Origin of the sequence: Cupriavidus cauae, assembly GCF_008632125.1 — a bacterium.
In the GTDB taxonomy this organism is placed as follows: domain Bacteria; phylum Pseudomonadota; class Gammaproteobacteria; order Burkholderiales; family Burkholderiaceae; genus Cupriavidus; species Cupriavidus cauae.
Map to the genome: position 1 here is coordinate 51,929 of NZ_VWRN01000016.1, position 24,555 is coordinate 76,483.

Genomic DNA, 24,555 nt, shown 5'->3' on the forward strand with positions numbered 1-24,555 from the left:
ACGCGAGTTACTGTGGCGCGGCGGGCGGCGTTCCCTTCCTGCGTGCCTTGTTGGCGTACATCGCCTGGTCGGCCTGCGCCAGCAGGTCGGCGATGCCGGTGTGCCGGGCGGGATCGAAGGCGACCGCGCCGGCGCTGAAATCGAGCGCATAGCCGCGCTGGCTCTGCGCGTTGTACGCGTCCACGACTTGCCGCAGCCGGGCCAGCATCGCGTCGCACTGGTCGGCCGAGGCGTCGACCAGCAGCACGACGAACTCGTCGCCGCCCAGGCGTCCGATCAGGTCGGACTCGCGGAAGGCCTGGCGCAGGTGGTCGGCGAAGGCGGCCAGCGCCAGATCGCCCTCGGCGTGCCCGAAGCGGTCGTTGATGGCCTTGAAGCCGTCCATGTCGAAGAACAGCAGTGTGACGGGCATTCCCTGGCGCTGGCAGACCGCCAGCGCATGCTGCGCCAGCGCCGAGAAGCCGCGGCGGTTCGACAGCATCGTCAGGTCGTCCATCGAGGCCAGTTGCGCCGACTCCAGTTCCTGCTCGGCCAGGCGACCCAGATCGTGCAGCAGCGCCTGATCGTCCTTGTCGAACTCGCGCGGCTCGGTGTCGATCAGGCACAGCGTGCCGACCTTGGCGCCGCCCCGTACCGCGAGCGGGCAGCCGGCATAGAAACGCACGCCGGGCGCGCCCGTGACCAGCGGGTTGTCGTGAAAGCGCTGGTCCTGCAGCGCATCGGGCACGATCAGCAGGTCGTCGCGCAAAATCGCATGGCCGCAGAACGATTGCTCGCGCGGCGTTTCGCGGGCGGCCAGGCCGAACGAGGACTTGAACCACTGGCGCCTGGCATCGACCAGGCTGACCAGCGCGATCGGCACGTCGAACAGCCGCCTGGCCAGGCGGGTCAGCCGGTCGAAGCGCTCTTCGGCGGCGGTATCGAGCAGGTTCAGCGAGTACAGCGCGTCGAGGCGCCGCTGGTCATCGGCGGGAATGGGAGCAGGAATCATCTCGTCAATGCGATCGTTGTTATCCCCGATCGTCGTCTGCCCGTCTCAAGCGGGTTTGTCGCCGGCCGCCGCGGCAGCGCGGGGCCGGTCGATAGGGTCGTTCCATGTGTGGGCGGCCGCATGCGCGGTCGTGGACGTGTCCGCCAGCACCGGTGCGCCGCGGCGCTACACCTCGCGCGTCATCCCTTTCAGATCGATCCACTGCTCGAACTGCTCGGCGGTGACATGGCCGGAGGCGATCGCCGCCTCGCGCAGCGACAGGTTGCGGGCCACCGCGAGCTTGGCGATTTCGGCCGCCTTGTCGTAGCCGATATGCGGATTCAGCGCGGTGACCGGCATCAGCGAGCGTTCGAGCAGCTCGGCGATGCGCGCCCGGTCCGCTTCGACGCCGGCCACCATGTGTTCGGCGAAGCTGGCCGCCGCGTCGGCCAGCAGTGTAACGGACTGCAGCAGGCTGTAAACGATGACCGGCTTGTAGGCGTTCAGTTCCAGCGTGCCCAGCCCGTTGGCCAGCGTGATGGTGGTGTGGTTGCCGATCACGCGGCAGCAGACCATCGCCAGCGCCTCGGCCTGGGTCGGATTGACCTTGCCCGGCATGATGGACGAACCCGGCTCGTTGGCCGGCAGCTGCAGCTCGGCAAAGCCCGCGCGCGGGCCCGAGCCCAGCAGCATGAAGTCGCGCGCGATCTTCAGGAAGGACGAAGCCGTGGTATTGAGCGCGCCCGACAGGTCGGCCAGCGCGTCGTGCGCGGCCTGCAGCGCGTAGCGGTTGGCGGCGGGCTCGAACGGCAGGCCGGTGTAGTCGGCCAGCGCGCGCGCGAAGGCGGCGGCAAAGCCGGCCGGCGCATTGAGGCCGGTGCCGACCGCGGTGCCGCCCTGGGGCACCGGCATCGCGCGCAGCACGGCATGGTGCAGCCGCGCCTGCGCGTCGGCGACTTGCGCCTGGTAGCCGGAGAACTCCTGGCCCAGCGTCAGCGGCACGGCATCCTGCAGATGGGTGCGGCCGACCTTGACGATATCGGCGAAGGCCTCGACCTTGCTGCCCAGCGTCTTCTGCAGCGTCTCCAGCGCCGGCAGCAGCTGGCGCTGCACCGCGCGCGCCGCGGCGATATGCATCGCGGTCGGGAAGCTGTCGTTCGACGACTGGCTCGCGTTGACGTGGTCGTTGGGATGAACGGGCCGCTTGCTGCCGACCTCGCCGCCGAGCAGCTGGATCGCACGGTTGGCGATCACCTCGTTCAGGTTCATGTTGGTCTGCGTGCCCGAGCCGGTCTGCCAGACCGACAGCGGAAACTCGTCGGGCCACTGGCCGGCGATGATCTCCTCCGCGGCCTGTTCGATCGCCTGCGCCAGCCCCGCGTCGAGCACGTTCAGCTCGCGGTTCGCGCGTGCCGCGCACAGCTTCAGGATCGCAAATGCCTCGATCAGCGCCGGCGGCATCTTCTCGTTGCCGATGCGGAAGTTCTGGCGCGAGCGCTCGGTCTGCGCGCCCCACAGGTGGTCGGCGGGGACGGGTACCTGGCCCAGGCTGTCCTGTTCGATGCGGGTCGCTGGGGGCTGCTGGTCTGACATGACTGGCTCCTGTGAACGAACGGTACGAATCGGTCTTCTAGGATACGCCGCCAATGCTCGGGTTGCCGCCGGTGCCGCCGCTGCCGGATCCGCCCGTGGCGCCGACGCAGGGCGGCCCCGGCGGCGAAGGCGGCGAAGGCGGCAAAGGCGGCGAAGGCGGCAAAGGCGGCCCTACGAGCGCGCCTCGCGCGACCGGTTCGCCAGCTCCGGCGGGCCGATCTCGAAGCGGCCGCGTCCGCCGTCCTTGGCGCGGTACAGCAGCGCATCGGCCTCCTTGGCCAGCTGCTGCCACGTGATCGGGGCACCCTGGTACAGCGCGATGCCGATGCTGACATTGACGTCGACGAAGGCGCCCTCGATGAAGAAGCGCCGGCCCACCGAATGCAGGATCGCCCCGGCCACGCGCACCGCGACATCGGGCCGGTCGATGTCCTCCATCACGATGGCGAACTCGTCCCCGCCCAGGCGCGCCACCGCGTCGCGCTCGCGCACGCAGCGCTGCACGCGCTTGGCGAAGCTCTGCAGCAGCTGGTCGCCGGCCGCGTGCCCATAGTGGTCGTTGACCGCCTTGAAGCGGTCCATGTCGAGGTAGAGGAGCGCCATCAAGCGCTCCTGCGAACGGCTGCGCGCCATCGCCTCGGCGAGCCGCGTCTCGAAGGCGCTGCGGTTCAGCAGCTGCGTCAGGTGGTCCAGGCGCGAGATCTGCGCCAGCCGCAGCGTCTCGAGCTTGCGCGCGGTGATGTCCTGCACGTGGACATGCACGCCCTCGACGCGGCTGCCGTCGGCACTCCACTCGGGCCGGAAATTGGTCTCGGTGCAGTGGTAGTCGGGGTCGTGGAATTCGGTCTCGAAGGTGACCGCGGTGCCGGCCAGCGCCTGCTGCAGATACGGCTGGATGCGCGCGTAGCGGGCCTCGCCCAGCAGCTCGCGCAGCGTCATGCCGCGCAGCTGATCGAGCGGAATGCCGAAGGTGCGCTCGTAGGCGAGGTTGTTGAAGACGTAGCGCTCTTCGGTGTCGATGAAGGCCAGCAGCGAGGGCAGCGTGTCGGTGACCGCGCGCAGGCGCGCCTCGCTGCGATGCAGCTGTTCGCGGCGCTCGCGCACGTCGCGCATCAGCCGGGCGAAGGCGCGCGCCAGCACGCCGATCTCGTCGTGGCGATCGGTCGACAGCCGCTCGAAGGCCGACAGGTCGCGCGCGCTGTCGCGCACCACGCGCCGCAACTGCGCCAGCGGCGCGAACATCCAGTGCACCGCGAACCAGTTCAGCATCGCCACCATGCCGACGGCCACCGCGGACCACAGCAGGAAGCGCTGCTGCATCGCGTGCAAGGGCTGGAAGGCTTCCTTGGCCGGCAGCACCGCGACCAGTTCCCAGCCGGTGGTGGCCATCAGATACCGTGCGATGACCGGCTGGCGCGGGGTCAGGAATTCGAACGTGGCCGGTTGCGCCTGCACCCCGCAGGTCTCGCCCTGCGCGCGCGCCGGTCGTCCCACCTGCTGCTGCAACCGGTGCTGCACGTAAACCGGTTGGGGCCCGGCCGAGACCAGGCAATAGAAGCCGGTGCTGCCGATCGGGCTGTGCGGCACCTCCACCAGGAAGTTGGAGCGCCCCAGGTCGATCCAGCCGCCTACCAGTCCGAGGAAGGTCTTGTCGTCCGAGACGATCGGCACGGCCAGCAGCACGCCGACCGAACCATCGGCCCGCGCCCGGATCGGCGGGCTGATCACGGGCGCCAGCGTGCGTGCGGTCTCGCGAAAGTAGGTGCGGTCCGCGACCGATACCACGGTGCCGTCGCGGGCCAGCAGCATGCCCCTGGCGTCGACCACGACGGCGCTGTTGAAGGTGCCGGGAATCGGCAGCGCGCGGCTGAGCATCGCCTGCAACTGGGCGGGCGGCGCGTCCATCATGGTCTTGAATTGCGGGGCCAGGTGTTCGAGCAAGATCAGGCGATCGCTGACCGCCGTGTCCAGTTGCTCCGCGGTCAGCTTGACCACGGAATCCTGCTGCGCCTGCAGGGCGTCACGCAGATCGGCGTGGGCCGATTGCAGCGAGCCGACCACGATGGCGGCGCCAAGCACGGTCGACAGACCGGCGGTGACCAGCGCGATGCGGGTCGTCAACGACAGCGCGAAACGCGGACGACGTGTCTGTGCCGCGGGCGCTTGCGCGCGGCGATCGTCGTTCGGTGTGTCGGGCGGTCCTTTCTGCGGTGCGTTGGGCGAGGCGTCGAGCAAGGGGGACGGGTGCATGCGTGCCCGCAAGGGCGTTCCCCGGGGTCGGCGGGTTCCGTAGGCGTCACCGTATCACATCGAGCGGCATGGTGCGAGTAGCCGGGGCGGGCCTGGCGGCTGTCGCAAAGTGCATTTCGCGCGGTATAGTCCAAGCCGTGATCGGAGCCTGGACGCCAGCGGCATCGGTGCCGGTCACCGCTCTGGCGCCACGCTCCGGCGCCCCAATCCAGGCCGCCCCGCCGCCCCGCCGCCTTGCTACCGCGATGAAACTGCCTTCGCTTCCTCCTGCCGTCCTGGCTCTGCTGGTCGTGGCCGCCGGCGCCTGCGTCACCGCGGTGGCCGCCGTGCAGACCGCCGCGTGGAGCGAGCGGGCCGCCGCGCAGCGCCTCGATGCGATGCTGACGGCGAGCGTAATGGCGGTGCGCCAGCGTCTCGACACCGGCGAGCGTCTGCTGCGCGGAGCCAGCGGCCTGCTGGGGGCCGATCCCGACACCACGCGCGACCAATGGCGCGCCTATATGCTTGCCACGCAGGTCGACGATCTGCCGGCCGGCATCCACTCGGTCGGCTATGCCAGATTGACGGATGCATCCGGGCTGGAGGCGCTGATCGACACCGTCCGCGCCGACGGCCTGCCCGCCTTCGACGTGTTTCCGCGCGGCGAGCGCGAGGTCTACGCGCCTGGCATCTATGTCGAGCCCTTCGCCGGCCGCACCATCGGCGCGCTGGGCTTCGACCATCTGTCCGACCCGGCCCGCCGCGCGGCGGCAGAAGCGGCGCGCGACGCGATGCAGGCGCGCATGACTTCCCGCGTGACGCTGCTGCGCGAGGCCCATCGCAGCGTCGCGCTGCAGGGCACGGTGCTGTATCTGCCGGTCTACCGCAACGGCATGCCGCTGAACGCGGTGGATGAGCGCCGGCACGCCGTGCTCGGCTATGTCTATGCCGCCTACCGGCTCGGCGACCTGCTTGCCGATGCCGCGGCGATCCATGGCGGCAAGCTCTCGCTGTCGCTGTATCAGGGGCGGCCCTCCGCCGCCAGCACCGTGCTGCTGGCCCGGGCGGGCGGCGAGGCGGCGCCGCGCACGCATTCGCATCCGCTGCGCCAACTCGATCGCGAGCTGTCGTTCGGCGGCCAGACCTGGACCGTGCGCGCGAGCACGCTGCCCGCCTTCGAAGACGGCGGCCCCGCCCCGGTACCGCTGGTGATCGCGGCCGGCACGCTCGGCACCGTGCTGCTCGGCGCTCTGGTGTGGCATCTGGCCGCGCGGCGCCGCAACGCCGAACGTGCCAGGCAGTCGGCCGACGTGGTGGCGCAGCGGCACGCGCGCCTGCTCGACCATGCGCCGATCTGCGTGATCGGGTTCGACCGGCACGGCACGATCACCTCGATCAATCGCCCCGGCGAGCAGATGCTGTGGTACCAGGCGCACGAACTGGTCGGACGCATTCCGTACAGCGCGCTGCACGAACCGGGAGAACTCGCCGCGCGGGCCCGCGCACTGTCCGCCGAACTGGGCCAGCCGGTGGCGCCGGGTTTCGAAGCGCTGATCGCCAAGCCGCGCCTCGGGCTGGTCGACGAGCACACCTGGCATTACGTGCGCAAGGGCGGTTCGACGCTGCCCGTGCAATTGACGCTGTTGCCGCTGCCGGGGGCCGGTGGCGACGCCGGCAGGCACCAAGGCGACGCGGGAGAGGACGGCGCCGGCGGCTACCTGGCGATTGCCCACGATCTGACCGAGCGCCGGCGCGCCGATGCCTATATCGATCATCTCGCGCACCACGACACGCTGACCGGGCTGCCCAACCGCGACTATCTGAGCGGCCGTGCCGACGCGCTGCTGCAGGCGATCGGTGCCCGTGACGGACGGGTTGCCTTGCTGCTGATCGACCTCGACCAATTCAAGCGCATCAACGATTCGCTCGGACACCATGTCGGCGACGACGTGCTGCGCACCATGGCCGACCGGCTGCGCGCCGCCGTGCGCCGGGCCGACCTGGCGGCGCGGATGGATGGCGACGAGTTCGCCGTGGTGTTGTCGGACATCGCCGATGAAAGCGAGGCCGAACTGGCGGCCGCCAAGATCGTCGCGCGGCTGTCCGAGGAATTGCGGCTGGGCGGCGTACGGCTGCGCGTCGTGCCGTCGATCGGCATGGCGCTGTTCCCGGCAGACGGCAATACCGTCGCCGACCTGCTGCAGGCGGCCGATGCGGCGTTGCATGCCGCCAAGCAGGGCGGCCGCGGCCAGGTGCGCCGCTTCTCGCCGGACATGAAGGAGGCGTCGCTGGCCCGCTTCACCATCGAGGGCCTGCTGCGGCGCGCGCTGGTCGAGCAGGAATTCACGCTGCGCTATCAGCCGCTGGTCGACACCGCCAGCCAGCGCATCGTCGGCGTCGAGGCGCTGCTGTCGTGGCACACCCCGGAGCGTGGCGCGATGCAGCCGGGTCAGTTCATCCCGATCGCCGAGCAGTGCGGGCTGATCGTGCCGATCAGCGAATGGGTCCTGGCGACCGCCTGCCGCGAAATCCAGACGCTGCGGATGCGCACCGGCATCGACCTCGAGGTCGCGGTCAATATTTCGCCGCCGCATCTGCAGCAGGCGGACTTTCCCGAGTTGGTCGACCGCTGCCTGCGCGAAAGCGGGCTGCCGGCCCGCAATCTGGCGATCGAAGTCACCGAGGGCATTTTGATCGAGGGCACGCCGCAGACCATCGAGGCGTTCCGCGGCATCCGCGCGCTCGGTGTGGGCCTGTCGATCGACGACTTCGGCACCGGCTATTCGGGTTTGAGCTATCTGACGCGGCTGCCGATCAACAAGCTGAAGATCGACCGCTCCTTCGTCGCCAACCTCGCCGGCGGCGACAGCAATGACGAAGACCGCGCGGTGGTGGCGGCGATCATCGCGCTCGGCCATCAGTTGCGGCTGCAGGTGGTGGCCGAGGGCGTCGAAACCGCCGACCAGTTCCACTTCCTGCGGGAGCAGGGCTGCGACGCGGTGCAGGGCTTCCTGTTCGGTGCCGGCGTGCCGCTGGCGGAGCTGATCGAGCGCTGCGAGCAGGGCGTGACGTTGCAGCCGGTGTAGCGCCGCGTTGGCGAGGGGGTTCGCAGAAACGGGTACGTTTCGGCGTGGGGCGCGCGGCGGCGGATCGTACGGTGCGGCCCTCGGGGGTTCGCGGTCTCCGAGCCTTCCGCGATCTCCGCAATCAGGCAATCCCGGCAATCCCGGCACCAAAAAAAGAAGCCGCCAGTTGCCTGGCGGCTCGTCGGGAATGCGTCGGAGGGGTCAATTAACTCTGGCGCAGGTCAGAGTTTAATTCACTTAAGGCGTTTTGTCACTGCTTGTAATATTTACCCTTTCCGTTGTGGGGTCAAGCTGATGCCGTCGCGCAACAGTTGCGTCCTTACATCGCCGATCGCCGTCCCGGGGCGATGCGCATGTCCGAAAACGGCTTGCCATTGGCGGACGACAGGGGTCAAATCCGCCCATCCGCGCACAGTCGCGCACTCGACGCACACCCCCGCGCATTCACCGCGCATTCACCGCGCGCCACAAGCGCCGATCCCGTCATGACTCCCGCCGATTTCCTCCGCCTGCTGTCGCTGTCCGCCATCTGGGGCGCCAGCTTTCTCTTTATCCGTGTCGGCGCGCCGGTGCTCGGTCCGCTGACCGCCGCCTTCGTGCGCGTGGTCATCGGTGCGCTGGCGTTGGCGGTAATCCTCGCCGCGCTGCGTATCCGCTGGGACATGCGCGGCAAATGGGGCCGCGTGATGGTGCTCGGCGCCGTCAATTCCGGCATCCCCTTCGTGATGTACTCGGTGGCCGCGCTGTGGCTGCCGGCCGGCTATTCGGCGGTGTTCAACGCCATGACGCCGTTGATGGGCGTGCTGATCGGCGCGCTGTTTTTCGCCGAACGCATGACGCTGGCCAAGGGCGCGGGCGTACTGATCGGCGTGGCCGGCGTCGCGGTGTTGACGCGGACCGGACCGGTCGCGTTCAGTCTTGAAGTGCTTTTCGGTGCGCTCGCTTGCCTCGCCGCCACCGCCTGCTATGGCCTGGCCGGCTTTCTGACGCGCCGCTGGATCAGCCAGCAGGGCGGGCTGGATGCGCGGCTGGTGGCAGCGGGCAGCATGGTCGGCGCGACGCTGTTCCTGCTGCCGTTTTGCGTGGCGGCCCTGGTCCGCGAGAACACGCTGCCCGCGGTCAGTGCCGGCGTCTGGGCGGCGATGGCGGCGCTGGGCATCGTCTGTACCGCGCTGGCCTACATCCTCTACTTCCGGCTGATCGCCGATATCGGACCGGTGCGGGCGCTCAGCGTGACCTTCCTGATTCCGCCGTTCGGCATCGTGTGGGGCGCGGTGTTTCTGGGCGAGTCGCTGTCCTGGGCGCACGCGGTGGGCGGGGCGCTGATCGGCGTGGCGTTGTGGCTGGTGTTGAGGCCGGCGACGGTGCCGGCGGTGCCGGCCGCCGGGCGGCCGTGAGCGGTCTGCGATCGTGATCGAATGAGAAGGCGTCGGCTCGCCTAGGCGGGAGTCGCCCCTGCCGCGCGGCCGCCCTGGCCCGCAAGACTGGCGGCGGTGACGTTATAGCGTTCGCGCACCAGCATGATGACCTGCCGCGCATGGCGCAGGTCGCGGACGGCATCGTCGTCGCATCGTTCGGGAAAGTCGACTTCCGCGCTCCAGTTGCAGCCGGTATGGTCCGGCCGGTGCACGCACACCGCGCGCAGCTGGCAATCATGGCAACCCGGCTGCTCGCGCAACTGCCGCGCCAGGATGCGTTTCAGTTCGGTCAACGGCTTGAACAGGCGTTCCATCGCGAAGCTCCATCGGTGCCATCGGGTGGGCCGGCATGGCGAAGCGGCGGACAGCCAGTGGAAGGCGCTCGATGCGCCGGCGCGAGAAGCGCGCCGGGCGACGGAAGTTCCGGCTGCCGCGCCCTGGACGGGCGCCCGGAAAGACACGCCGTGCAGAAGCACGGCGCCAGGAATAAAAAGGTGGCTTTGCTTGCCGACGGAGTTTGGCGATCAAGAAAGCGGGGTCTGGTTGCTTCCCTGATCCTCCGGCGACTGGCTACTGCCAAACGCTCCGCGGTACGGAGCGGTCCCCACAAAAGACGGTTGTCGGACACCGCCAGGCGGCGTCGCGGAATTCGTGCGGCGGGCGCGAGCGTTGCGCTGCCGGCTTGGTCTGCGACGCCACCGTGAAACTCGGGTGTCGGCGTCGTCAGACAGTGATGCGATAGTAAATGAGAATTGATCTCATTACAAGTATTGATTGGGGGAGATACATCCTGTTACTCCTCCTTTGATGGAGGGCGCCGAGGGCAGACGGGCAGCCACCCTCGGCGCGTCAGCGTTTCGAGACTTCAGTACTTCCACAAAATCTTCTGCAGCTCGCGCGTGTCGTTGGTCTTGGTCAAGGCCAACGCGGTCAGGATGCGCGCCTTCTGCGGCAGCTGGTCGTCCACCACCACCCAGTCGTACTTGTCGTCGGGCTGCTCGCCGTTGCGGATGACCACGCCGCTGCCGGTGCGCGAGGCGCGGACGATCTGTACGCCCTTGGCGCGTGCGGCCTTCAGCGGTTCGACCATGTACTCGCCGACGCTGCCATTACCGGTGCCGGCATAGACGATCGCCTTGGCGCCGTTCCTGACCGCTGCGTCGACGCTGCCCGGGTTGGCGTTGCCGTACGCATAGACGATCGCCACTTCAGGCAGGCGGTCGATCCGGTCGATGTCCCATTCGGTCGCGGTGGTGTGCGGACGAGCCGGCAGGCGGTAATACAGCGTGCGGCCCTCGACCACGTAGCCCAGCGGGCCGAACGGCGAGCGGAAGGTCTCGGTCTTGAAGGTGTTGCTCTTGGTGACGTCACGGCCCGTGTGGATCTCGTCGTTCAGCACCACCAGCGTGCCCTTGCCCTTGGACTCCGGGCTGGAAGCGACCAGCACCGCGTCGTACAGGTTCAGCGCGCCGTCGGCGCCCAGCGCCGTCCCCGGACGCATGGAGCCGACCACCACCACCGGCTTGTCGCTCTTGAGCGTCAGGTTCAGGAAGTAGGCCGTCTCTTCAATGGTGTCGGTGCCGTGCGTAATCACGACGCCGTCCACGTCCGGCTGCTTCAGCAGTTCCGAGACGCGTTTGCCGAGCTTGAGCAGACGCTCGTTGTTGAAGCTCTCCGAACCGATCTGGAAGATCTGCTCGCCCTTGACGTTGGCGACCTTCGAGATTTCGGGAACCGACGCGATGATCTTGTCGACCGGCACCACCGCGGACTGGTAGGCGGCGGTATTGATGGCCGAGGCGCCGGCGCCGGCGATGGTGCCGCCGGTGCCGACGATCACGATATTGGCCTTGCGGACCTGGCTCGGCGCGGTCGCCGCAGGGGCCGTGGCGGCTTCCGGAGCCGTCGTCGCGGCGGGTGCGGCGGGTGCGACGACGGTCTGTGCGTGGGCGGCGCCGGTGAGCAGGCCGGCGCAAAGCAGTAGCGCGGCGATCGGACGGACGGGGTGAAGGGTGGTGGTACGGGCCATGATGCTCCTCTGAATGGATGGCTTCGCGTCGCCTTGTGAGCGCGCGGCCGTGTGCAACTGTCCTTGTTGGTATTGAGTCCCTGCGCTCGCGGGCCGGATGTTCACCGGCTTACGTCAAGCGCAGAGCGTGGACTATACACACGACACGGTAGGCCATCCAGAGGCACCCAGCACGTCCCGTCAACATGCCAAGTCACCCTCCCGCCTGGGTCTTCCAGATCACGCCGCCAACCGGAACGTCCCCACCGCGCGGTGCAGCGCGTCGGCCTGGTCTTCCAGCGAAGCCGCGGCGGCGGCCGCCTGTTCGACCAGCGCGGCGTTCTGCTGCGCCATCTGGTCCATCTGCGTGACGGCCTGGTTCACCTGCTCGATGCCGCCGGTCTGTTCCTCGGTGGCGGCGCACATTTCGCCGATCAGGTCGGTGACGCGCTTGACCGCCTCGACGATCTCGCCCATTGCCTTGCCGGCGTTCTCGACCAGCGCCGAGCCGTCCTCGACGCGCTGCGCCGAGTTGCCGATCAGCGCCTTGATTTCCTTGGCGGCGGTGGCGCTGCGCTGAGCGAGGCTGCGCACTTCGCCGGCCACCACGGCGAAGCCACGGCCCTGGTCGCCGGCGCGGGCCGCTTCGACGGCGGCGTTCAGCGCCAGGATATTCGTCTGGAAGGCGATGCCTTCGATCACGCCGATGATGTCGACCACCTTGCCGGACGCGTCCTTGATCTCGCCCATCGTGGACACCACCTGATGGACGATCTCGCCGCCGCGCACCGCGATCTCCGACGCGCCTTCGGCCAGCCGGCTGGCCTGGCGGGCGTTGTCGGCGGTCTGGCGCACGGTGCTGGTCAGCTGCTCCATGCTGGCGGCGGTCTCCTCCAACGAGGCGGCCTGCTCCTCGCTGCGGCGCGACAGGTCGGCGTTGCCGGCGGCGATCTGCTTGGCCGCGCCGGCGATCGAATCGGCCGAACCGCGGATGGTGCCGATCGCGCCGGTCAGCCGCTGCTGCATCTGGGCCATTGCGAACAGCACGCTGCGCTGGTCGCCGGGCGCGACCTCGACGCGGCTGGCCAGATCGCCTTCCGCAATCCGGCTGGCGATATGCGAGGTGAGCGCCGGCTCACCGCCAAGCTGCTTGTGCAGGCCGTTCGCGATCCGGACGACGACCAGGCTCATCAGCGTGCCGATCACCAGCAGCAGCCCCAGCGATTGCCACAGCGAGGCGCGGAAGGCCGCGTCGATATCGTCCAGATAGACGCCCGAGATGAAGTTCCAGTCCCACGGCTTGAAGTTGGCGACATAGCTGAGCTTGGGCTGCGGCGCCTCCGCGCCCGGCTTGGGCCACAGGTAGTGGACGAAGCCGGTGCCCGGCCCCTTGCCGATCTCGGCGATGTCGCGGAACAGGTAGGTGCCGGCCGGATCCTTGAAGTCGGCCATGCTCTTGCCGTTCATCTCGGACTTGATCGGATGCATCACGACCACGGTGTCCGAGCGCATCAGCGTGAAGTAACCGTCGCTGCCGAAACGCATCGCCCGCACCTTGTCGACGGCGAATTCCTTGGCCTGTTCGACGGTCATCTTGCCGGCCTTCGCCTCGGCCTCGTAGGCCTTGACCACCGACAGCGCGGTCTCGGTGACATGGACGAGGTCGGTGCGCCGCTCGTCGAGCCGCATGTTGCGCATCTGCCAGGCATCCCACAACAGCAGCGCCAACAGGCACACCCAGCTGAGCACCAATGGCAGCAGCAATTTCTTTCTCAAGCTAAGACGTTCCAGCATCGTGTTTCCCCGTGGTCCACCGTAAAAATTGTGTTTGTCCGCGGCATAACGGCGGACCGGCGGACAAACTTGACCGAGGAGGGCCTAGGGCTTTCCATGAGTGCAAATGCGGGCACAATCGTGGCAGTACGCGTAAAGTTACATGCACTTACTTACAAGTTAGGCTCGCGTGAAATGCGCTGTAATACTTATTAATCACGCGCGCATTGCAGGACCAAATGAGAACAATTATTCTTTCGGTCTCCTGAAACTCCCGTTACGACGGGCCGACGACGGACGGCGAGAGAGCCTGCGGCAAGTCGCTGCGCCGCCGTCCCGCACGCCGCATTGCCCCGGCGACGAGCAACACGCAGTAGCGCCGGAACACAGTCATGACCGAATCCCGCCTGGAACCCCCTTTGGAGCCGCGTATGGAATCCCATATGGGCGCGGCGCAGCAGCGCCGGGCGTTCTGGCTCAAGCACCTTCACCAATGGCACTGGATCAGCTCCGCGCTCTGCCTGATCGGCATGCTGCTGTTCGCGGTGACCGGCTTCACGCTGAACCATGCCGGACAGATCGAGGCCGAGCCGAAGGTCGTGGTTCGCAATGCCGAGGCGCCGGCCCCGGTGCTGGCGGCCTTGCAGGCCCGCAAGGCGGCCCTGGCGGGCACGAACGGCGATAGCAGCGACGGCGGCAATAGCGGCAATAGCGGCAAAAACGGCGATACCGGCAACCGCGGAAATAACGCCGCCCAGGACAAGAGCCCGGTTCCCGCCGAACTCGCCGACTGGCTGCAGCGCGAATTCGATATCGACGCGCATGGCCGCGAGGCCGAATGGTCTCCCGACGAGATTTACGTGCCGCTGCCGCGCCCGGGCGGCGATGCCTGGGTCAGCGTCGCACTGGACAGCGGCGAGACGCAGTACGAGCTGACCACGCGCGGCTGGATCTCCTACCTGAACGATCTGCACAAGGGCCGCAACACCGGCGGCGCCTGGAGCCTGTTCCTGGACCTGTTCGCGTTTGCCTGCCTGGTGTTCTGCGTGACCGGCCTGTTCCTGCTGAAGCTGCACGCCGGCGCCCGCGTCGCCACCTGGCCGCTGGTCGGCCTGGGGCTGGTGGCACCGCTGCTGCTGGCCATCCTGTTTATCCATTGACGAGGTTCCCTGTATGCGTCGTTTGCTTAACGTCTCCATGACCGGCCTGGGCGGCCTCAGTGGCCTGAGCGGCCTGGCGGCGGTCTCGTTCGCCGCGCCCGCCGCGGCGGCGGAGATGAACGTCAAGGTCGAGATCCCTCGCCTGAGCGTCGCCGAATACCACCGCCCTTATGTGGCGATGTGGCTCGAGCGCGCCGACCAGAGCCCGGTGGCGACATTGTCGGTCTGGTACGACGTCAAGCTGAAGAACGCCGAGGGCACCAAGTGGCTCAAGGACATGCGCCAGTGGTGGCGCAAGGCCGGCCGCGATCTGCGGATGCCGGCCGACGGCATTTCCGGCGCGACCCGCGCACCGGGCGAACACACCGTCACCTTCACCGACGGCAAGGCGCCGCTGGCCAAGCTGCCCGCGGGCGAATACCAGCTGGTGGTCGAGGCCGCGCGCGAAGTCGGCGGCCGCGAACTGCTGCGCGTGCCGTTCGCCTGGCCGCCGGAAGGTTCCAAGTCGGCGCAAGCCAAGGGCCAGCACGAGCTGGGCGCCGTCACCGTCAGCCTGAAGCCGTGAGCGTCGTGCCCCGCGCCGCCGCCCGCCGCATTCCATCCGTCCATTTCCGATCCCGTGCCCTGGAGCCCTCGATGAACCGTTCCGCGATGTCCCTCTCCGCCAGGCTGTCCGCGCTGGCCCTGGTTGCGCTGCTGCCGCTGTCGGCGCATGCCCACCGCCAATGGCTGCTGCCGTCGGCCACCGTGCTGTCGGGCAGCGATCCGTGGGTGACCGTCGATGCGGCGGTGTCCAACGACCTGTTCTACTTCGAGCATTTCCCGCTGCGCCTGGACAACCTCAGCGTCAGCGCACCGGACGGCAGCCCGGCCAAGGCCGAGAACCAGAGCACCGGCCGCTATCGCAGCACCTTCGACGTGCACCTGACCGCGCCGGGCACCTACAAGCTGGCGGTAGTCAACAACGGCCTGTTCGCCAGCTACAAGGAGAACGGCCAGACCAAGCGCTGGCGCGGCTCGGCCGAGGACTTCGCGCAGAAGGTGCCGGCCAACGCCCAGGACCTGCAGGTGACCCAGTCCGAGAGCCGGCTCGAAACCTTCGTGACCGCCGGCAAGCCGACCACCCAGGCGTTGAAGACCACCGGCCGCGGGCTGGAGCTGGCCCCCGTCACGCATCCGAACGACTTGTTCGCGGGCGAGCCGGCCAATTTCCGCCTGCTGCTCGACGGCAAGCCGGCGGCCAACGTCGAGGTCGAGGTGGTGCCGGGCGGCAATCGCTATCGCGACCAGCTCGGCGAGATGAAGGTCAAGACCGATGCGGACGGCAAGTTCACCGTCAAGTGGCCGTCGCCGGGCATGTACTGGATCGAGGCCGAGGTGCGCGATGACAAGGTTTCGATCAAGCCCGCCAAGGCGCGCCGCGCGGCCTATATGGCGACCTTCGAGGTGCTGCCGCAGTAAGCGCGGCGCGTTGGGTCGAGTTGGGTCCTCCGATGCTGCCGATGTCCGCCGCCGCGGCGGCTCGCATGCGGTCCACGCCGTCATCCGAGCTACCATCCGCGCCGCTATCCGCCGCGCGGCGCGTGCTGGTGCCGCTGCGTTTCGATGCGCCACCGTCGCCGCCCGAAGGCGCGGTGGTGCTGCATCGATGCGGCGGGCAGACGATGGGGACGACCTGGTCGGTGCGCTGCCTGCTGACCGCCGATGATGCTGGCGATGACAGGGGCAAAGACGCGGGCAATGACGCAGGCAAAGTCGCGGGCAATGACGCGGGCAATGACGCGCCCGGTTTCGATGCCGATGGCGATGCCGATATCGATGCCGCTGTCGATGCCGCAACGATCCAGGCCGGCATCGACGCGTTGCTCGCACAGATCGTCGGGCAGATGAGCAACTGGCTCGACGACTCCGATATCGGCCGTTTCAACGGCGCGCCCGCCGGCAGCTGGGTCTCGTTGCCGCCCGCCTGCTTTTCCGTGCTGCAGGCGGCGCTGGCGGTCGCGCGCGACAGCGGCGGCGCCTACGATCCGAGCGCGGGCCCGTTGGTGTCGCTGTGGGGCTTCGGCCCCGACGGCGCACGCGCGCTGCCGCCGACCGCCGACGAAGTCGAAGCGGCGCGCGAGCGCTGCGGCTGGGCGCGCATCGAGCTCGACGAGGAAGGACAGCGCGCGCGCCAGCCCGGCGGCGTGTCGATCGATCTGTGCGCGATCGCCAAGGGCTATGCGGTCGACGCCGTATCGGCATGGCTGTCGGCGCGCGGCGTCTCGCACCATCTGGTCGAGATCGGCGGCGAGCTGAGCGGCGAGGGCGTCAAGCCCGATGGCATGCCGTGGTGGGTCGAGCTGGAAAGCCCGCCGGCCACGGATGACGCCCGCGGCGGCGATGCCACCTTGCACGCCCGCGATGCCGCCGCCCCGACCGTGGTCGCGCTGCACGGCCTGTCGGTCGCGACCTCCGGCGATTACCGCCGCTATTTCGACAGCGGCGGCCGCCGGTACGCCCACACGCTCGATCCCCGTACCGGCTATCCGGCCAGCCATGCGCTGGCCTCGGTGACCGTGCTGCATCGGCAATGCATGATGGCCGACGCGCTGTCGACCGCGCTGACGGTGCTCGGCCCCGAGGCCGGCATGGCCTTCGCCACGCAACGCGGCATCGCGGCGCGGATGCTGCTGCGCACGCCGCACGGCTTTGCCGAACGCGTTTCGCCCGCCTTCGCGGCGATGCTCGCATGAACGCGCCGCGACGATTCGGCCTGCCCTCACTGACGAGCGCGCTCGGCGTGCTCACCGCCATCAGCGGAGTGGCCGGCGCGTCCGGCCTGGCGCTGTCGCTGGCCGGCGCGGGCAAATGGCCGACCGCGGGCGGCGTCGCGCTCGCCTACGCCGGCTTCTGCGGCGCGATCCTCGCGCTGCATCGCCGTCGCCGCCAGGGCAGCGCCGCCTTCGCGTCGACCGCCGACGATGCCACGCTGATCGCCTATGCCAGCCAGACCGGGTTTGCCGAACAGCTGGCGCTGCAGACGGCGCAGGCGCTGCAGCACGCCGGCCTGCCGGTGCGGGTCGCCTCGTTTGGGGAGCTCGATCCGTCCGCGCTCGCGCGCTGCCGGCAGGCGCTCTTCGTTGCCAGCACCACCGGCGAGGGCGATGCGCCCGACAGCGCGGCGGGCTTCACGCGCAAGCTGGCCGCCGCGAGCGGCGACGGGCTGCGCCGCCTGCGCTACGGCATCCTGGCGCTGGGCGACAGCAGCTACGCGAATTTCTGCGCCTACGGTCATGCACTGAGCGCGGCGCTGCAGCGCGCGCAGGCGCAGCCCTTGTTCGACCTGGTCGAGGTCGACAACGGCGACACCGGCGCGCTGCGCCATTGGCAGAACCACCTGTCCGCGCTGGCCGGTGGCGCCGAGATCGCGGACTGGGAGGCGCCGCGCTACGGCCGCTGGCGGCTGGTCGAACGCCGGCTGATGAATCCGGGCAGCGCCGGTGCGCCGGCCTTCCATCTGGCGCTGGAGCCCGAGTCGCCGGCCGCGCTCGACTGGCAGGCGGGCGATATCGCGGAGATCGGCCCGCGCCTGCCCTCCACGCAGGTCGCGCAACTGCTGCGTGACCTGTCCCTCGATGGCGGCGCCGCGGTGCGCTGCGATGGCGAGGCGATGCCGCTGGCGGACGCGCTGGCCACCCGCATGCCGTTGCCCGCGCCGCATGCCGAAGCGATGCGCGGCTTGTCCCCGCAGGCGCTGATCGACGCGCTGCCGCCGCTGCCGCATCGCGAATATTCGATCGCTTCGCTGCCCACCGATGGCCGGCTCGACCTGCTGGTGCGCCAGACCCGCCACGAGGATGGCCGGCTCGGGCTCGCGTCTGGCTGGCTGACCGAACACGCGCCGCTCGGCGCGCCGATTGCGCTGCGCGTGCGCACCAACCGCGCCTTCCATGCACCGGCCGACGACCGGCCGCTGCTGCTGATCGGCAACGGCACCGGCATGGCGGGCCTGCGCGCGCTGTTGAAGGCGCGCGCCGCCGCCGGGCACCGGCGCAACTGGCTGCTGTTCGGCGAACGCAGCGCGGCGCACGACGCCTTCTATCGGGAAGAATTGCAGGCCTGGCAGGCCGACGGCACGCTGCCGCGGCTGGACCGGACCTGGTCGCGCGACGGTGCGCCGCTGCGCTACGTGCAGGACGCCGTGCGCGCCGCCGCGCCGCAGATCCGCGAATGGGTCGCGGCCGGCGCGGCGATCTACGTCTGCGGCAGCCTGCAGGGCATGGCCGCGGGCGTCAACGATGCGCTGGCCGAGGTGCTGGGGACGCAGGCGCTGGCGGCGCTGGCCGAGAACGGGCGCTATCGGCGCGACGTCTACTGAGCGGGATCCCCCGCCGCTTCACGGACTGTTTTCACCGGCCCCTTCACTGGCCCCTTCACTGGCCCCTTCACCGGCCCTCATTCGACGCCCGGAAACCGCATGTCCTCGTACCTGACGAAGCGCGTCTTGCGCGTCCAGCGGTAGCCCAGCCAGATCGCCAGGAAGATCGGAATGCCGATATAGGTGGCGGCCACCGACCACCAGTCGATATTGCCGCTGAGGAAGGCCTGGAAGTTCTGCCCCAGCGCGATCACCAGGCACAGCACGAACGCGAAGATCGGGCCGTACGGGAAGAAGGGCGAGCGGTACGGCAGCCGCGACAGGTCCAGGCCCCGCCGGGTCCAGCCCTTGCGGAAGCGGTAGTGGCTGATGGCGATGCCCAGCCATGCGATGAAGCCCGTCATGCCGGACAGGCTCAGCAGCCACAGATAGACCGTCTTGCTCTCGAACAGCGAGGTCAGGAAGCACAGCGCGCCGACCGCGGTGGTGGCCAGCAGCGCGGGCATCGGCACGCCGTTGCGCGTCAGCCGGGCGAACACTCGCGGCGCGCGGCCCTCGGTGGCGAGGTTGTAGAGCATCCGCGTCGACGCATACATGCCCGAATTGCCGGCCGACAGCACCGCGGTCAGGATCACCGCGTTCATCAGCCCGGCGGCGAAGGCCAGCCCGGCATTGCGGAACACCAGCGTGAACGGGCTGACGCCGATGGTCTGCACATCGCTCTTGAGCAGGCTCGGATCGGTATAGGGAATCAGCACGCCGATCACCGCGATCGCCAGCACATAGAACAGCAGGATGCGCCAGAACACCTGCCGCACCGCGCGCGGGATATTGCGCGCCGGATCGGCCGATTCGCCGGCGGCGACGCCGATCAGCTCGGTGCCCTGGAACGAGAAGCCGGCGATCATCGCCACGCCGATCATCGCGGGCAGCCCACCGACGAAGGGCGCATCGCCCAGCGTCAGGTTGGCCAGGCTCGCCGGCACGTCGCCGCGCAGGATGCCGAAGATCATCAGCGTGCCGATCGCGATGAACGCGATCACGGTCACCACCTTGACCAGCGAGCACCAGTATTCGGCCTCGCCGAAGCCGCGCACCGAGATCGCGTTGAGCCCGAACATCAGCGCCAGGAACAGCGCGCTCCACAGAATGCCCGGCGTGTCGGGGAACCAGTACTGCATCACCAGCTGCGCTGCGGCCAGCTCCACCGCGATCGTCACCGCCCAGTTGTACCAGTAGTTCCAGCCGAGCGCGAAGCCGAAGCCCTCCTCGACATACATCGAGCCGTAGGTCGAGAACGAGCCGGCCACCGGCATATAGGCGGCCAGTTCGCCCAGGCTGGTCATCAGGAAATAGACCATCGCGCCGATCAGCAGGTAGGCGGCGAGCGCCCCGCCCGGGCCGGCCTGGGCAATGGTCGCGCCGGAGGCGACGAACAGTCCCGTGCCGATCGAGCCGCCGATGGCGATCATGCTCAGATGGCGGGCCCGCAGCTTGCGCTGCAAGGTCGGACGCGCGGTGTCGGCGGCCGCCGCGGCGCGCGTGTCTTGGGAAGCGGTCATGGTCAGGACAGGAAGGCCAGCAATGGGGCGGCATCCTATAAGAAAACCCGCCGGCGGGATAGACGGCGGGATACCCGGGCCGCCAACTCGGTAGAATCGTGGCTTCCCTGCCCGCGCGGCCGAGCGGCGCTGCGGCGCCGCGGTCCCGACACCATGAAGCTGAATCTGGATTTCAACGACAGCATCCTGCTGCATATCGTGCTGAGCGTGCTCATCGTTCTGGTGGGCGTGCTGCTGGTCAAGCTCAGCAACCGCTTCTTCGTCTCGCGCCAGCTCGCCGATCGCGACAACCTGCGCAGCTATCGCACCTGGACCGTGGCCTCGCGCAACCTGATCGGCGCGGTGGTGTTCCTGCTGCTGCTCGGCATCTGGGTCTCCGAACTGAAGAGCGTCGCGATCTCGCTGGCCGCGTTTGCCGCCGCGCTGATGATCTCCGGCAAGGAGCTGGTGATGTGCTTCCTCGGCGCGTTCATGCGGATGCTGACGCGGCCGTTCCAGTTGGGGGACCTGGTGGAGATCGGCCAGTACGCCGGCGAGGTGATCGACATGGACGCGCTGACGACGACGCTGGTCGAGGTCGCGCCGACCCGGCAATTCACCGGCTTCACGGTGCAGGTGCCCAACAGCCTGCTGCTGACGGTGGCGGTGCGCAATCATTCGCAGGCGGGCAAATACACGCTGGACACCGTGCGCATTCCGCTGGCGGCGCAGTGCGACCCGGACCGCATCGAGGCGGAACTGCTCGACATCGCGCAGCAGGCCTGCGAGCCGTTTCTCGAGGCCGCGGGCCAGAGCCTGCGCCGCTATGGCGACACGCGCTTCCTGGACCTGTCGCAGTTCGCGCCGCGCGTGATGTTCGAACCGGTCGGCACCGACCGGCTCGACGCGATCGTGCGCTTCCCCGCGCCGGTGGGCGGGCGGCTGCCGGTGGCGCAGCAGATCATCCGGCGTTTCTATCGGCAGCGGATGAGCGACAGCAAGGAGGCCGGCGCCGATGCGGCCGCCGAGGCCGCCACGGAAGCCGACCAGCGCGAGGCCGCCGAGGACCGCGCGCGGATGGCCCGCGCCGGACGCCCTGGCACGGCCGGCGGCCCGGGCGCGCCGGACGCCAGCGGGCCGCCTGCCTCGTCGCCTGCCTTCTGATTGCCTGCCCTGTAACGCGCCTGGCATACCGGCCCAGCTCGCGGCCCCGGTTCGCAGCCCGGTTCGCAGCCCGGTTCGCAGCCCGGTTCGCAGCCCGGCTTGCGGCCGGTGACCGCACAGCGCTGCCGCTCCACTGGCGCAGTGCGCCATGACCGCCGCGACGCTTGCCCTTACACTAGGGCGATCCGATGACGGCCCGCGCCATGTCCGCGCGCCGCCCACCCGATCTGTTCGACCCGTATGAATCCATCGAATCCCACTCCGGACGCCGCCGCTGGCGCCTCATCTGCCGCGCCAGCGAAGCGTCCGCGCGCTCCTTCGCTGCGCCACGCGGCCAGCGTGCTGGTGCTGCGCGACGGCGCCGACGGCATGGAAGTGCTGCTGGTGCGCCGGCCCGAACGCCAGGACGACCGCAGCAGCGGCGCCTATGTGTTCCCCGGCGGCACGCTCGATCCGCAGGACAACCAGCTGCACGGCCTCTGCGAAGGGCTCGACGATGCCGCCGCCAGCGCGCGGCTGCGCCTGCCGGCCGGAGGGCTCGACTTCTACCTGTGCGCGGTGCGCGAATGCTGCGAGGAGGCCGGTCTGCTGTTCGCCTACCAGCGCGACGGCGAGATGGTCGCGCTCGAACGCTTCGACGACGCCCAGCTGGCCTGGCTGCGCGAGGCGGTCCGCTATGGCGGCCCGGGCATCGCCGAGGTCTGCCGCCGCTTCGATCTGCGGCTGGCGATGGACAGGATGGCCTATATCAGCCACTGGCTGACGCCGCCGGGCCTGCCCAAGCGTTTCGATACGCGCTTCTTCGTCGCGGTGCTGCCGCCGGGCCAGAGCGCGATGCACGACGGCATCGAGGCGGTCGATCATCGCTGGGTGCGCCCGGCCGAGGCGATCGCGCCGGACAGCGGCATGACGCTGGTCAACGTGACGCGGCGCATGCTGGCGTCGATCGCGCATTTCCCCACGGCGCAGGCCTGCTTCGACTACGCGCAGGGCCTGCGCGAGATCGCGCTGATCATGCCGCGGCTGGCCAATGGCCCCAAGGGCGTGCGCCCGGTGCAGCCGGACGAGCCGCCCTACGCGGAGATCGCGCGCATCGATCCGGACGGCGCCGGCCACGGCCGCTATGCGCTCGAACCTGGCGTGCCGGTGCGGCTGTCGGAACGCGTCTGGCGCGTGACCGCCGACAACGGCAACGCGATGACCGGGCCAGGTACCAACACCTACCTGGTCGGCGGCGGCAAGCGCAACGAATGGGCGGTGATCGATCCGGGCCCCGACGACGAGGCGCATCAGCGCGCGGTGCTGGCCGCCGCGCCGGGTCCGATCCGCTGGATCCTCGCCACGCATACGCATATCGATCATTCGCCGGGCGCGGTGCGGCTGCGCGAAGCGACCGGGGCCCAGGTGCTGGGGCGCATCGCAAACCGGCCCGAGCGGCAGGACCCGACCTTTGCGCCGGACCGCGTGCTCGAACACGGCGAGCGCATCGTGCTCGGCGACACGGATGTACCGGGCGACGCCATCACGCTGCGCGTGGTGCATACCCCGGGCCATGCGTCCAATCACCTGTGCTTCCTGCTCGAGGAAGAGAAGCTGCTGTTTACCGGCGACCACGTGATGCAGGGCTCGACCGTGGTGATCGGCCCGCCCGATGGCGACATGCGGGCCTATCTGGCCTCGCTCGCCGCGCTGCTGGACGAGGATCTCGAATGGCTCGCGCCCGGCCATGGCTTCCTGATGCCGCGGCCGCGCGACGCGATCCGCCTGCTGATGCGCCATCGGCAGCATCGCGAGGCCAAGGTCGTCAATGCGTTGCGCGAGCTCGGGCCGGCGCCGATCGAAACGCTGCTGCCGCGCGTCTACGACGACGTGCCGCCGCGCATGCTGCCGGTCGCGCAGCGCTCGCTGCTGGCGCACCTGCTGAAGCTGCAGGCCGATGGACAGGCGCAGGAAGCGCAGGGCGACTGGCGCATGCTGCAGTAGGCTTCGCTCCGAGCCCGAGCCCGAGCCCGAGCCCGAGCCCGAGCCAGAGCCAGAGCCAGAGCGGAACCAGCGCTGGGACCCGGACCCGTCCCGGGCGATGCGCCGGCGGGCGCAACATCGCAGTGGATTTCCCGATAGCCCATCAAGCGGAACAAGGAGACACCATGAAAGCTGCCGTGCTGCATCAGCCCAGGACCCCGCTGGTCATCGAAGACCTCGCCATCGACAAGCCCGGCCCGCGCGAGGTGCTGGTCCGCACTGCGGCGGTCGGTGTCTGCCATTCGGACCTGCATTTTCTCGACGGCGCCTACCCGTTTCCGATGCCGGTGGTGCTGGGCCACGAAGCGGCCGGGGTGGTCGAGCAGGTCGGCGCCGAAGTGCGCACGGTCAAGCCCGGCGATCATGTGATCACCTGCCTGTCGGCCTATTGCGGCCACTGCGAACACTGCCTGAGCGGGCATCTGTCGCTGTGCGTCGCGCCCGATACGCGCCGCCGTGACGACGAGCCGCCGCGGCTGCGCGCCGCCGGCGCGGCGATGAACCAGTTCCTGAACCTGTCGGCCTTCGCCGAACAGATGCTGATCCACGAGCATGCGCTGGTGGCGATCCGGCGCGACATGCCGCTGGATCGCGCCGCACTGATCGGCTGCGCGGTGACGACCGGCTTCGGCGCGGTCACGCATACGGCCGGCGTGCGGCCGGGCGAGACCGTCGCGGTGATCGGCTGCGGCGGCATTGGCCTGGCCACCATCAACGGCGCCGCGCTGGCGGGCGCGGGCCGCATCATCGCGATCGACCGGCTGCCCGGCAAGCTGGAGCTGGCGCGGCGCTTCGGCGCCACCGATGTGGTCGACGCCAGCGCGGCCGATCCGGTCGACGCGGTGCGCACGCTGACCGGCGGCGGCGTCCATCACGCCTTCGAGGCGATCGGGCTGAAGGCCACGGCCGAGCAGGCGTTCGCCATGCTGCGCCGGGGCGGGGCCGCCACCGTGATCGGCATGCTGCCGCCGGGCGTCAAGGTCGAGCTCAAGGGCACCGACTTCCTCGCCGAAAAGCGCATCCAGGGCTCGATGATGGGCTCGAACCGCTTCCCGATCGACATGCCTCGCCTGGTGGACTTCTATCTGTCGGGCCGGCTGGAGCTCGATGCGCTGATCGCGCAGCGGCTGCCGCTCGAGCGCATCAACGAGGCCTTCGACGAGCTGCGGCGCGGCGAGCTGGCGCGCTCGGTGATCCTGTTCGAGCATTAGTCCGGCCGCGGCAGAGCGCC

At 69.4% G+C, this 24,555-nt stretch carries 17 protein-coding genes; 10 read left to right on the forward strand and 7 right to left on the reverse strand.

Annotation, left to right across the window (positions count from 1 at the left end):
- Positions 1-7 precede the first annotated feature (7 nt).
- The 3 genes from F1599_RS04310 to F1599_RS04320 form a co-directional block, all read right to left on the reverse strand.
- Positions 8-991, reverse strand: coding sequence for a GGDEF domain-containing protein (locus F1599_RS04310; protein WP_150082305.1), 984 nt, complete (start codon positions 989-991; stop codon positions 8-10).
- Positions 992-1,156: 165 nt separating this feature from the next.
- Positions 1,157-2,563, reverse strand: a complete 1,407-nt coding sequence (gene fumC, locus F1599_RS04315) for a class II fumarate hydratase (protein WP_150082306.1) — start codon at positions 2,561-2,563, stop codon at positions 1,157-1,159.
- 171 nt (positions 2,564-2,734) lie between these two features.
- Complete coding sequence (locus F1599_RS04320; protein WP_223819454.1) at positions 2,735-4,813, reverse strand: sensor domain-containing diguanylate cyclase; 2,079 nt, start codon at positions 4,811-4,813, stop codon at positions 2,735-2,737.
- Between the two features lie 245 nt (positions 4,814-5,058).
- Between F1599_RS04320 and F1599_RS04325 the strand changes: the two genes are divergently transcribed.
- Together F1599_RS04325 and F1599_RS04330 are read left to right on the forward strand one after the other, a co-directional pair.
- Complete coding sequence (locus tag F1599_RS04325; RefSeq protein ID WP_190286301.1) at positions 5,059-7,878, forward strand: bifunctional diguanylate cyclase/phosphodiesterase; 2,820 nt, start codon at positions 5,059-5,061, stop codon at positions 7,876-7,878.
- A gap of 485 nt (positions 7,879-8,363) precedes the next feature.
- Positions 8,364-9,275 carry a DMT family transporter gene (locus F1599_RS04330; RefSeq protein ID WP_150082308.1) on the forward strand — a complete coding sequence of 304 codons (912 nt, stop codon included), beginning with the start codon at positions 8,364-8,366 and terminating at the stop codon, positions 9,273-9,275.
- A 41-nt stretch (positions 9,276-9,316) separates the two neighbouring features.
- Here the strand turns inward: F1599_RS04330 and F1599_RS04335 are convergent, their stop codons facing one another.
- The 3 genes from F1599_RS04335 to F1599_RS04345 all read right to left on the reverse strand — a co-directional run bounded on the left by F1599_RS04335 (position 9,317) and on the right by F1599_RS04345 (position 13,098).
- Positions 9,317-9,610, reverse strand: coding sequence for a hypothetical protein (locus tag F1599_RS04335; protein ID WP_149318613.1), 294 nt, complete (start codon positions 9,608-9,610; stop codon positions 9,317-9,319).
- A gap of 551 nt (positions 9,611-10,161) precedes the next feature.
- Entirely contained in the window at positions 10,162-11,325 is a 1,164-nt protein-coding gene (locus F1599_RS04340) for an asparaginase (RefSeq protein ID WP_150082309.1), read from the reverse strand.
- A gap of 219 nt (positions 11,326-11,544) precedes the next feature.
- Positions 11,545-13,098: a methyl-accepting chemotaxis protein gene (locus tag F1599_RS04345; protein WP_150082310.1), complete on the reverse strand. Its 1,554-nt coding sequence runs from the start codon at positions 13,096-13,098 to the stop codon at positions 11,545-11,547.
- 410 nt (positions 13,099-13,508) lie between these two features.
- On the opposite strand from F1599_RS04345, the gene F1599_RS04350 reads away from it, so the two are divergent.
- From F1599_RS04350 to F1599_RS04370, 5 genes are all read left to right on the forward strand, one after another.
- Positions 13,509-14,237 carry a PepSY-associated TM helix domain-containing protein gene (locus F1599_RS04350; protein WP_223819455.1) on the forward strand — a complete coding sequence of 243 codons (729 nt, stop codon included), beginning with the start codon at positions 13,509-13,511 and terminating at the stop codon, positions 14,235-14,237.
- A 13-nt stretch (positions 14,238-14,250) separates the two neighbouring features.
- Positions 14,251-14,802, forward strand: a complete 552-nt coding sequence (locus tag F1599_RS04355; RefSeq protein ID WP_150082311.1) for a DUF2271 domain-containing protein — start codon at positions 14,251-14,253, stop codon at positions 14,800-14,802.
- Between the two features lie 71 nt (positions 14,803-14,873).
- On the forward strand, positions 14,874-15,698 hold the full coding sequence (locus tag F1599_RS04360; protein ID WP_150082312.1) for a DUF4198 domain-containing protein: 825 nt from the start codon (positions 14,874-14,876) through the stop codon (positions 15,696-15,698).
- Positions 15,699-15,763: 65 nt separating this feature from the next.
- Entirely contained in the window at positions 15,764-16,972 is a 1,209-nt protein-coding gene (locus tag F1599_RS04365; protein WP_223819456.1) for an FAD:protein FMN transferase, read from the forward strand.
- On the forward strand, positions 16,969-18,597 hold the full coding sequence (locus F1599_RS04370; protein WP_150082313.1) for a sulfite reductase subunit alpha: 1,629 nt from the start codon (positions 16,969-16,971) through the stop codon (positions 18,595-18,597). The genes F1599_RS04365 and F1599_RS04370 overlap by 4 nt, the downstream gene beginning before the upstream one ends.
- A 77-nt stretch (positions 18,598-18,674) precedes the next feature.
- Here F1599_RS04370 and F1599_RS04375 read toward each other — a convergent pair whose 3' ends face one another.
- Positions 18,675-20,159 (reverse strand): amino acid permease, encoded by a 1,485-nt coding sequence (locus F1599_RS04375; protein WP_149318620.1) that lies wholly within the window; start codon positions 20,157-20,159, stop codon positions 18,675-18,677.
- 153 nt (positions 20,160-20,312) lie between these two features.
- Between F1599_RS04375 and F1599_RS04380 the strand changes: the two genes are divergently transcribed.
- The 3 genes from F1599_RS04380 to F1599_RS04400 all read left to right on the forward strand — a co-directional run bounded on the left by F1599_RS04380 (position 20,313) and on the right by F1599_RS04400 (position 24,535).
- The gene (locus F1599_RS04380; RefSeq protein WP_223819457.1) at positions 20,313-21,302 is read left to right on the forward strand and encodes a mechanosensitive ion channel family protein; all 990 of its coding nucleotides are present in this window, start codon (positions 20,313-20,315) and stop codon (positions 21,300-21,302) included.
- A gap of 240 nt (positions 21,303-21,542) precedes the next feature.
- Complete coding sequence (locus tag F1599_RS04390; RefSeq protein WP_190286302.1) at positions 21,543-23,285, forward strand: MBL fold metallo-hydrolase; 1,743 nt, start codon at positions 21,543-21,545, stop codon at positions 23,283-23,285.
- Positions 23,286-23,449: 164 nt separating this feature from the next.
- Positions 23,450-24,535 carry a Zn-dependent alcohol dehydrogenase gene (locus F1599_RS04400; protein ID WP_149318621.1) on the forward strand — a complete coding sequence of 362 codons (1,086 nt, stop codon included), beginning with the start codon at positions 23,450-23,452 and terminating at the stop codon, positions 24,533-24,535.
- The last annotated feature ends 20 nt before the right edge of the window (positions 24,536-24,555 follow it).